We start from the raw sequence: 9,512 nt of genomic DNA, 5'->3' as shown, positions 1-9,512 counted from the left end.
CTCACAGTTAACCTAATGCGCGGGGGGTTTGGGGGCGGCGCCACGCCCCCAACGGGGGGTTTGGGGGGTAGAACCCCCCAAAAGCTTGGATTGAGTGATAAAACCGAAAGTAACGCCCAATTTTAGGAGAAAGTTTCCCCTTAAAAATCCCAAATTAGTAGATTTACCAAAATGAGATGCACCCCCTGAATACTGATAACTGAATACTGGCTCCCCAAAACGAAAACTTCGCACCTCACCATTAAGATAACTGCTATAAATAGACTTTTAATAACCAAAGAAAGAAAGGAATAGTCAGAAAACTAGCAAGGGTAGTGACCACAACTGTGCGGGCCATTAAAGCGGCTGAACCACCGAATTCTGTGACTAAAATGACAGTATTAACGGCGGTGGGCATGGCACTTTGTAGGATGAGAATTTTTAGATCCATACCGGTTAATCCTAAACTACTGCCGATCGCAAATGCCAAAAGAGGAGCGACTAAAAGACGCAAACAGGCCCCTAATAATTCTAATTTACCGAACGCTAATTTTTGCTGAGATAATTGGATACCTAGGATAATTAAAGCCAAAGGAATTGCCGCTTGTCCTAGATAGCTAACACTTTTATCTAATTGCAGGGGAAGATGAAAAGAGAAAGTTTGAAAGCTAATGCCGATAAAAATTGACCAGATTAAGGGCAAGCGAAAAACTAAGCGAAATCCTGAAAGAAAGCTTTTTCCTCGCAAATAAGCGGGACTAATACCAAATAAAAGAATACTAGAGCCAATCATATAGATTATCGCTCTTTCCAGTCCAGCCGCACCCAGGGCGAAACTAGCCACCGGTAAACCCATATTACCGTTATTGGGCATCACGGCGGCAGCCATGAGGCTTTTGCGGGTATCATCATCGAGACCCAGACAATAGGCCATAATTTCGACGACAATCACCATTACCAGTGAAATAAGGGCAAAGCCTAGGAGAATTAAACCGATATTGCTGCCGGATAAAGTGGTGCGATAGAGTCCATCAATCACCAAAGCGGGGGCAAGAATATACACCGTGATTTGGGAAAGGGAATGCACTTCCACAGTGAGAATTTTTCCTGCTATCACACCGATGAGGATGATAAAACCCACTGGAACAATAGCGGAGAGGATGACAAGCATTAATCAGGTAAAAAGTAAATAGTAAACAGAAAAAAACTGATCTGATTTTTTAACGGATTTCTGTTATATCTTCGTATAAAGATGCGATCGCGCAGTGAAAATCGATACTAGCTAGATAAATATCTGCTCCTTTGCTGTAGGGATAAAGAACCCAGAATCCTTCATCATTGCGACGAAAACAATCCACACTGATGCGTTCTTGACTGATAAGAACGTATTCTTCTAAAGTTTCAAGGGAACGATAGTCGGCAAATTTATCACCCCGATCTCGCTTCGCGAGCGCGTTGCGAGCAAAGGCAGCCGTAGTGGGGGATAATACTTCTACAATCAAGCGCGGATAACGGATAAAATCTTCCGAGAAAGACTGATTATCTCGCGAGTCGCAAGTGACCACAAGATCGGGATAAAAATAACTATTAGCTATTTCTAGACGAACTTTCATATCTGTGGCATAGACAAGACAACCACTACCCCGCAGCCGGTTTTTTAAAAGTGTGGCTAAGTTGATAATAATCATACCGTGGGCTTTACTTGCACCAGCCATGGCGTAGGTTTGACCGCGAATGTATTCGTGTTTATACTTGGCTATTCTCTCCGTTGCTAAATAATCTTCTGGGGAAAGATAGTTATGGTCAAAGTTAGCAATCATTTGGTTAAATCACCTTTATTGTCTCTAAAATCAATTCTAACTCTCGATCGAGGAGCGGTACATTTTAAAAATTTTTCTGACAAACACCTGCAAATTTTGCCGGTTGATCGGCAAATTATTGAGCTAATTGACCTGCTCGGACAATATCTAGTAAAAAAGCCTTATCCCGCCACATAAATCACTTGCGCTGTCCCTAAAATCTCTCGTTGACGAATCCAATTATGACTCTGCTCGATCGATTTTTTCGTTAGCAAATCAACTTTCCGTCCCAATAAATTCTCTAATTCCCGTTTCATCCTCGAAAACTCCAGAAGTCCCCAAGAAACACTATCTTGAAAACTGACCAGTATATCAATATCGCTATCTGGACGAAAATCTTCCCGCAAAACCGATCCGAATAAACACATTTCAGATATCTGCCATTTCTGACAAAATTCGCTGATTATTTGCTGGGGTAGTTCTATTTTCAATTTTTTCACCTCCCTGTCACCGGTAATCAGTGATCGGTTTTCAGATTTAAGGAGAATTATCGCTAACGACACGAAAACCGATATCATAGAGTCCAGCAGTAGCCAGAAATTTGACCCGGTAGGCCGAGCGACATTTGTTGGGACCGTCATTCCAGGAACCCCCCCGTAAAACTCGTCTGTCCCTATCTTCTATGGTGGCTGCTTCGTAGTTATCGCGCCAGTAATCTGCACACCATTCCCTGACATTTCCGTGCAGGTCGTAGAGTCCGAAAGGGTTAGCGACGGCAAACATTCCCACCGGTGTGGTTTCCCTGCGATCGCATCCTAGGCGACCTTCCCCATAACGACCATAACTGCACACTTTGCCGCCATAATCCCAGTCCACCCCGGAATAGTTGGCTAAATCAGTGGAAATTGTCAGGCCAAAGTGGAAGGGGGTTGATGTACCCCCCCGACAAGCGTATTCCCATTCTTTTTCTGCGGGTAAACGATAATTGAGTCCGGTGAGACGGGATAGGCGATCGCAAAATTCCACCGCTTCCCACCAGTTAATTTGTTCTACTGGGCGATCGTAACCTTCAAAATGGGCCGGATAGGGATTAAGTTCAATATTTACTGGTTCTAATTTTGCCACCTCGCGCCATTGTCGTTGGGTAATTGGGTAGCGACTCAGACAAAAGGCCTGAATATTAACCGGAGATTGGGGACTTTGACTCGATTTCCAGCCTAACTCGCTTTTGGACGCACCGATGAGGTATTGACCGCTAGGGATAGAAATCATTTCTAAAAAGGTTTTTTTGCTTAAAAAATATTTATAACCTCGATTAGTGACTTTTTCCCGTTTAATTTCCTCACCTTTGCCATTAACAGTGACCACTTCATCGGTAAAATCTAACCATTCTCCCATTCTGCACCCCTCTATCGGTTATCGGTTGATCGGGTTAAGCTGCGGGCCTAGAAAAATCTCGCAACCTACCAGTTATAAGAATAACAAGACTTCGATCGCTTATCCCCCGATGAGGTTTAATTTTAATTAATTCTTTGCTTTGACACCAAATCCGTTTTTAATAGATGGATTGTTTCCCCCCACTTTCCACCTTCCCACTCCCCATATTAATTACTGGAGTGATTAACAACTTCAGGGACAATCTCTAATTCTTGTTCACCAATTACAGGTAAATTATTTTTCTGTAAACCCATAGCAGTTAAACAAGTATTGAGAGAGTTTATCGCTTGGTTATAATCCTCAATTTTTTGGTGAATTTCTTCCTGTTTGCGGGCATTATTCGCAATTTTTTCCGCCGCTTCCTGTTCTAAAGTTTGTTCTAGATAAGAACGAGCTTGATTGAACTGTTGTAGAATAGTATCCGCTTGTTTTTTTGCCATTGGTATCAATTGATTTTTCAGAGTATTATTAACAGTTTGGCGGAAATTTTTATGAATTGTCGCTGATACTTTTGGCTCAAAATCTAACTTAAGTAATTGACGGATAGCAGGTTCGGCAGCAAGAATACTTTCACAGTCATAACCTTGGGCAGTTTGTTGCACAGTTTGCCGAAATTGAAAGATCGAAAAAGTGCCTTCGTTGTAAAAATTATGATTTTCTCGTACATAGCGATCACACTCAGTTTTTGCTTCGGAAATCAAGGCATGAATTAACTGCAATTCTAGCTGTTTTAGCTGACTTTCTATGTGGCCATCATTGCCTAATAAACGATAGATTTGCCGATAATAATCACCTTGTCTTACCGCATCTAAAAGACGCTGACAAAAGCGACTAATTAAACTGGTTGACTCCTCAATTAACACATCTTCTAGCTGGTTAGACAGATAATAAAAAGCTTCCACTAATACTGCTAATAAAGGTGCTGTAGCATTGCGAGGATGAGTTAAAGTCGCTTGCGAGTAAGCATTTTTAACAGAAAAAGTATTTAATAACTCATCCAATCTTGATACCATTCTCGCTTTCAGTTTCTTAAAGTCTTCCTCAAAGTTTTCATCGCTATTAACCACGACAGCATTGACATAACCATCGATATGTTTAGTTAATTTCTCTCCCACTTCCTTTAACTCTTGATTGAGGTGATTTAACTCCAGAGCTTTCATCGCCTCAATTTCTCGTGGTTGACTTTCTAAATCACTATAAATCCCTTGATAATGATTTTTGAGAGTAATGCAGAGAGATTGTAAATCATCGGCTAAATTAGCAAACAATTGCGGACGCTTTTCCTCCGTGAGATAACGAGTAATTGCCCTGCGAAATTCTTCGATACCGCTATCAGCAATTAACTGCTCTAGTAAAGGAGTTCCCCACTCGCTTAAAACTCGGAAGTAATTTTTATTAGGAGTTTCATAACCGTGGATGGAAACTTTAAAGGGAGTTGCCAGTAATTTACCGGAGTTGGCACAATAGTTATTAAACTCGCTGACAAATTGCGGTGTTTCTTCTTCTCCTCCTAAATTTTTAACACTTTCGGTAAAGATAGAATCTAAACCATAACGCTGATTAATATTGGTTTGATTTTTCACCTGATACCCATAAAACCCTAAAAGTCCGCTGGTTTTGTAAATGCGGGAAGTATCACGAAATTGCGTTTGAATTAGGTTTTCTAAACGCTGTTTTAGTTGGGCTGAGTACCAGGTTTCATCGATGCGGTTAAAAACATAAAAAACTCGATCACGAATACCAGCATTAGAGCTAATTTTTTCGAGTAATTCTGTTTCTTCTGTGGCTAATTCTCCCGCAGAAGCAGCCTTTAAAACACAAACCACTGCCGAAGTATCAGGATGCTCTATTTTACGATAGGCTAATGCGGCATCTTTTTGGACTGGGGCATCAATACCGGGCAAATCTACCAAAACGTTACCATCTTTAAGGAGAGGATGATGACAGTAATATTCTAGACGTTTTAAGACGGCACTATTGCTACCACGACGGGCAAAACTTGCCGCTTCTGCTAAATTAGAAAAGTGAAATTGTTCCATGGAATAGGTGGCATTATGCAGCGTATGGATCCGCTCACGATTTTGAGTAAATCCTTCAATTAATAATTTTAAACCCTGAGCTTGTTTAGCTCGCTCGGATTTGCCTTCTCCCCCTTCCTGTTCGATAATTTTTTGACAGTATTGGTTTAACTGACTACAGTATTCGGGGGAATTAATGTTACTGGGATTAGTTAATTGCAGATTTTGACAGACGGTATCGACTAAAGTACGAATTTCTACTTCGCTGAGAAAGGTTAAAACCACTCTTTCCTCATCAGCTTCTGCGTACTCAATATAACATTCTGTACCCGTTGCGTGTCCTTCGGCACTATACAGCAATTCTCGCTCTAAAAGTGCATTGATTAACATTGATTTCCCGGCACTAAAAGCACCGGCAAAAACGATTTCAAATTTGGGAGAAATAACTTTTTGTAGGGCAATTTCTATCTTGCTGGTATCCTGTTGATTGCGGAGAGAGGATTCGCCTTTTAATAGTTCAATTATACTGTTAACATTACCAGCCAGATTACTGCATTGGGGTAAAAGTTCAGTCATGGTAAAACCCAAATCTAGAAGAACAGTGCTATTGTTCCCCAGATTATAACAAAATTCCCTAACTAGATGCCACATCTTTGGTCAGCGATTTAAGCAATCAAAGACAAAGCCATCGTCTTCAATCTAGAATCAGGATTGATTATAATCAATTTAGTACATACAGATTTCCGAGAACCTCCTTAGGTAAAAATTCCCTCCTGAATCCTAGGGTAATGATAATTATGTGGACAAAAATGGCAATAGATAAATTGAGATTAAAAAAAATTCGGCCTATGGGACAGTTGGGATTTTTGTTAGGAACAGTTTTTCTTTTGGGTGGCTGTCATTCTCTGAATGTTATCCAAAATCGTCCCCAACCCTTGCCCCAAGATCAATATATTCAAGTCTATTTTAATTATAATCAAGCCCAGGGTTCAAATTATACCGATCCCTATCGCCAAATTAATCGCCCGGGGGATAATTTAGAACAGGTTATTATTGATCATATCAACTCGGCCAAAAGTTCGATCGATCTAGCGGTGCAAGAGTTACGTTTACCCGCCATCGCTCAAGCTTTAGTTGCTCGTCATCAGCAGGGAATTAAAGTTAGGGTTATTCTCGAAAATATTTACAATAAACCGATTAATAGTTTAGCTAAAAATCAAGAACAATCAAGCGATCGAGAACAGGAACGTTATCAAAACCTTTTTGACTTAGTTGATCTAAATCGAGATGGTAAATTAAGTGCGGAGGAAATCGCCCAAAGAGATGCAATTACTATCCTCAAAAAAGCTGGTATTCCCCTAATTGATGATAGGGCAGATCGCTCAAAAGGTAGCAGTTTAATGCACCATAAATTCATGGTTATTGATAATTACACTACTTTAATCAGTTCAGCTAACTATACCTTAAGTGATATTCATGGAGACTTTTCTAATCCCAAAACTGTCGGGAATGCCAATCACTTATTAGTCATTACTAATCCCCCACTAGCTAGAGTTTTTCAACAAGAATTTAATCTGATGTGGGGAAGGGAAGATCGTCCTAGATTTGGGTTAGATAAACCCCAAAGAAAACCGCAAAAAATTACTATCGGTAATAGTAGTCTGACGGTAAAATTTTCCCCCGATTCTACCACTTATCCCTGGGCAATTACTAGCAATGGTCTCATAGGTGAAACTTTAAATAAAGCTGAAAAATCCGTGAATTTAGCCCTGTTTGTCCTGACGGAACAGCCTCTAGCTAATCTTCTCGCCCAACGACATCAAAAAGGGATAGAAATTAAAGCTTTAATTGATCCTAGTTTTGCCTTCCGATACTATAGCGAAGGATTAGATTTATTAGGAGTTGCTCTCAGTAATAAATGTCGTTATGAACCAGATAATCAGCCTTGGCAAAACCCAATTAATACCCTAGGAGTTCCCGCTCTAGCCCCGGGAGATAAATTACACCATAAATTCGGTTTAATCGATGATAAAATTGTGATTACTGGTTCTCATAATTGGTCAAGAGCCGCTAACCATCAAAACGATGAAGCTTTAGTTATTATCGATAATCCCACCGTTGCCGCTCATTTCGATCGAGAATTTCAATATCTTTACCGTACCGCTAAATTAGGACTGCCGGAAACTATTAAAAATCGGATCGAACAGGATAGAAAAAACTGCCCCCAATCTGTAACAATTAAAAGTGAGCGCTTAATTAATTTAAACACCGCCACAAAAGAAGAACTAGATAGTTTACCCGGTATCAGTGGCAAATTAGCCGAAAAAATTATCGCAGCCCGGCAAGAAAAACCCTTTACTTCCCTAGAAGATTTGGATCGAGTATCGGGAATCGGTCGGGTAAAAATTAACAAGCTCAAAGGCAAAGTCAGCTGGTGATGATTGCCTCGTCTGTATTTTCTTCCACAGACAAAAACTAGCAATTTTCCCTTGTTACAGCAAGCTAAGTAGGTAGGTGTTAAAAATCGTCAGATACCCCCCTTATTAAGGGGGGATTAAGGGGGGATCGGCACCCCCCTTATCAAGGGGGGCAGGGGGGATCGAACCCAAAATCTATCTTCTATTTAATTAGAACCACTTACTTACCACAGTCCAAAAGGGTTATTTTAACGGTTCGGGAATAGTATCGGAAGGAGCCTCAAACTGTCCGGTAATAACGTATTCTAGACGCAATTTTAGCCAAGTAATAAACTGTTGATTGAGAGAAACAATCGCCGCTGCCGGTTGGGGAGTTTTCTTTTTGATATCGGCAAAAGCGGGAGTATCTAAAAAAGCCGGATTGGCAATTAACCAAAAATCAATTTCTTGACCTTTTTCTTGATAATTCCTGATTCTTTCCTTCAAAACTTCCTTTTCGATCGCTTCTTCTTCTAAAAACTTTTGACTGGCTACCAAATAATAATAAGTTGTCATCATCTTTCCTTTAATTTTTCAGTGTAATTGTTCGTTAGTCGGGAGATTAGCTGATAGCTGATGGCTTTTACAATTGTCCACGCATAGCCAATTTCATTTCCCTAACAGCCCGTTCCAACCCGACCAAAACCGCACGACTGATAATTGTGTGACCAATGTTCAATTCTTCCATATTGGGCAAACAGGCGACGGCATAAACATTCCAATAGGTCAAACCGTGACCAGCATTCACCCGCAAACCCAGAGAGGAAGCGTATTCACAACCTTCTTTAAGAATTGTTAACGATGCTTGACGATCGCTCTCCTGTTGTGCTTCGGCGTATTGACCGGTATGGAGTTCAATAAATTTCGCTCCCGTATTAGCGGCCGCTTGAATTTGGGCAAAATCGGCATCAATAAACCAACTAACGGGGATATTAGCCGATTGCAGGCGCTCTACAACCCGACAAAAACGGTCAAAATTGCCCAGCATATCGATCCCCCCTTCCGTGGTCACTTCCTGGCGCTTTTCGGGGACAAGGGTGACATAATCGGGTTTAATATCGAGAGCAATGGCGATCATTTCCTCCGTCGGGGCCATTTCCAGATTCAGATGAGTCCGCACCGTTTGCCGGAGAATCCGCACATCGCGATCTTGGATATGACGACGATCCTCGCGCAAGTGAACGGTAATGCCATCAGCACCACCGATTTCGGCCAAAACTGCCGCCGCCACGGGATCCGGTTCCACGGTGCGGCGCGCTTGGCGAATTGTGGCCACATGGTCGATATTGACACCCAAAGTCAGCAAAGTTGAACCTCCTTGTTTGTTAGTCCAACTTTCCATCTTACCATTGCCGTCAAAAGCGATTACATACTGGGGATATTTAAACCACTGGTCAGTTCTTCCATTTTGGCGCGCATGGTTTCCGTAGAAGCAATATAGGCGGCCTTCATGGCTTCTAGAATAGACTCGGCCACAATCTCCGGTTCTTGGGAGAGGAGAGCCGGATCGATTTCAATCCCCCGGGGTTCTTGGTTGCCACTGAGATAGACTGTCACCAAGCCATTTTCACTCTGGCCGGGAATTTCCATATTTTCCAGTTCTTCTTGCAGAACTTTGGCCCCTTGTTGCACCTGTTGCGCTTTTTGGAAAGCGTCTTGTAATTCTTTAATCTTACCGAGACCGAATCCGAATCCTTGTCCTTGTGCCATGATGTTTTTTTTGTTTAAGGGGTCACTCAAGGTTTTTATTGTACTGCTTAAGGTGAACTGGGGTCAACTTTTGGCCATTTGAGGGCAAAAAGTGATTATTGACAACGATGACT

At 41.5% G+C, this 9,512-nt stretch carries 10 protein-coding genes; 2 read left to right on the top strand and 8 right to left on the bottom strand.

All coding sequences use genetic code 11. The annotated features are described in order from the left end of the window. Positions 1-253: 253 nt before the first annotated feature. Positions 254-1,150 (bottom strand): AEC family transporter, encoded by an 897-nt coding sequence (locus tag O9300_RS00725; protein ID WP_287969452.1) that lies wholly within the window; start codon positions 1,148-1,150, stop codon positions 254-256. Positions 1,151-1,199: 49 nt separating this feature from the next. Continuing rightward, complete coding sequence (locus O9300_RS00720) at positions 1,200-1,799, bottom strand: Uma2 family endonuclease (RefSeq protein ID WP_287969449.1); 600 nt, start codon at positions 1,797-1,799, stop codon at positions 1,200-1,202. Between O9300_RS00720 and O9300_RS00715 the strand changes: the two genes are divergently transcribed. Beyond that, positions 1,779-1,976 (top strand): hypothetical protein, encoded by a 198-nt coding sequence (locus O9300_RS00715; protein WP_002783098.1) that lies wholly within the window; start codon positions 1,779-1,781, stop codon positions 1,974-1,976. The genes O9300_RS00720 and O9300_RS00715 overlap by 21 nt on opposite strands. Here O9300_RS00715 and O9300_RS00710 read toward each other — a convergent pair. The 3 genes from O9300_RS00710 to O9300_RS00700 form a co-directional block, all read right to left on the bottom strand. Next, the gene (locus O9300_RS00710; protein WP_353851535.1) at positions 1,961-2,356 is read right to left on the bottom strand and encodes a nucleotidyltransferase family protein; all 396 of its coding nucleotides are present in this window, start codon (positions 2,354-2,356) and stop codon (positions 1,961-1,963) included. The genes O9300_RS00715 and O9300_RS00710 overlap by 16 nt on opposite strands. Next, positions 2,316-3,176: a formylglycine-generating enzyme family protein gene (locus O9300_RS00705; RefSeq protein WP_287969447.1), complete on the bottom strand. Its 861-nt coding sequence runs from the start codon at positions 3,174-3,176 to the stop codon at positions 2,316-2,318. Before O9300_RS00705 ends, O9300_RS00710 begins: the two co-directional genes overlap by 41 nt. Positions 3,177-3,382: 206 nt before the next feature. Beyond that, on the bottom strand, positions 3,383-5,809 hold the full coding sequence (locus O9300_RS00700; protein ID WP_287969444.1) for a dynamin family protein: 2,427 nt from the start codon (positions 5,807-5,809) through the stop codon (positions 3,383-3,385). A 221-nt stretch (positions 5,810-6,030) separates the two neighbouring features. Here O9300_RS00700 and O9300_RS00695 point away from each other — a divergent pair, with 221 nt between their 5' ends. After that, on the top strand, positions 6,031-7,671 hold the full coding sequence (locus O9300_RS00695) for a DUF655 domain-containing protein (RefSeq protein WP_287969442.1): 1,641 nt from the start codon (positions 6,031-6,033) through the stop codon (positions 7,669-7,671). Positions 7,672-7,893: 222 nt separating this feature from the next. Here O9300_RS00695 and O9300_RS00690 read toward each other — a convergent pair whose 3' ends face one another. The 3 genes from O9300_RS00690 to O9300_RS00680 form a co-directional block, all read right to left on the bottom strand. Then, a complete protein-coding gene (locus O9300_RS00690; protein WP_002783106.1) occupies positions 7,894-8,205 on the bottom strand; it encodes an MgPME-cyclase complex family protein in 312 nt (103 codons plus the stop codon). Positions 8,206-8,272: 67 nt separating this feature from the next. Then, positions 8,273-8,995, bottom strand: a complete 723-nt coding sequence (locus O9300_RS00685; protein ID WP_287969437.1) for a pyridoxine 5'-phosphate synthase — start codon at positions 8,993-8,995, stop codon at positions 8,273-8,275. A 59-nt stretch (positions 8,996-9,054) separates the two neighbouring features. Beyond that, positions 9,055-9,399: a YbaB/EbfC family nucleoid-associated protein gene (locus tag O9300_RS00680; protein ID WP_002783109.1), complete on the bottom strand. Its 345-nt coding sequence runs from the start codon at positions 9,397-9,399 to the stop codon at positions 9,055-9,057. Positions 9,400-9,512 lie beyond the last annotated feature (113 nt).

The organism is Microcystis sp. LE19-195.1E (genome assembly GCF_027532095.1).
Taxonomy (GTDB): domain Bacteria; phylum Cyanobacteriota; class Cyanobacteriia; order Cyanobacteriales; family Microcystaceae; genus Microcystis; species Microcystis aeruginosa.
The sequence above is the reverse complement of the archived record's forward strand: the minus strand, read 5'-3'. Positions and strand labels throughout refer to the sequence as shown.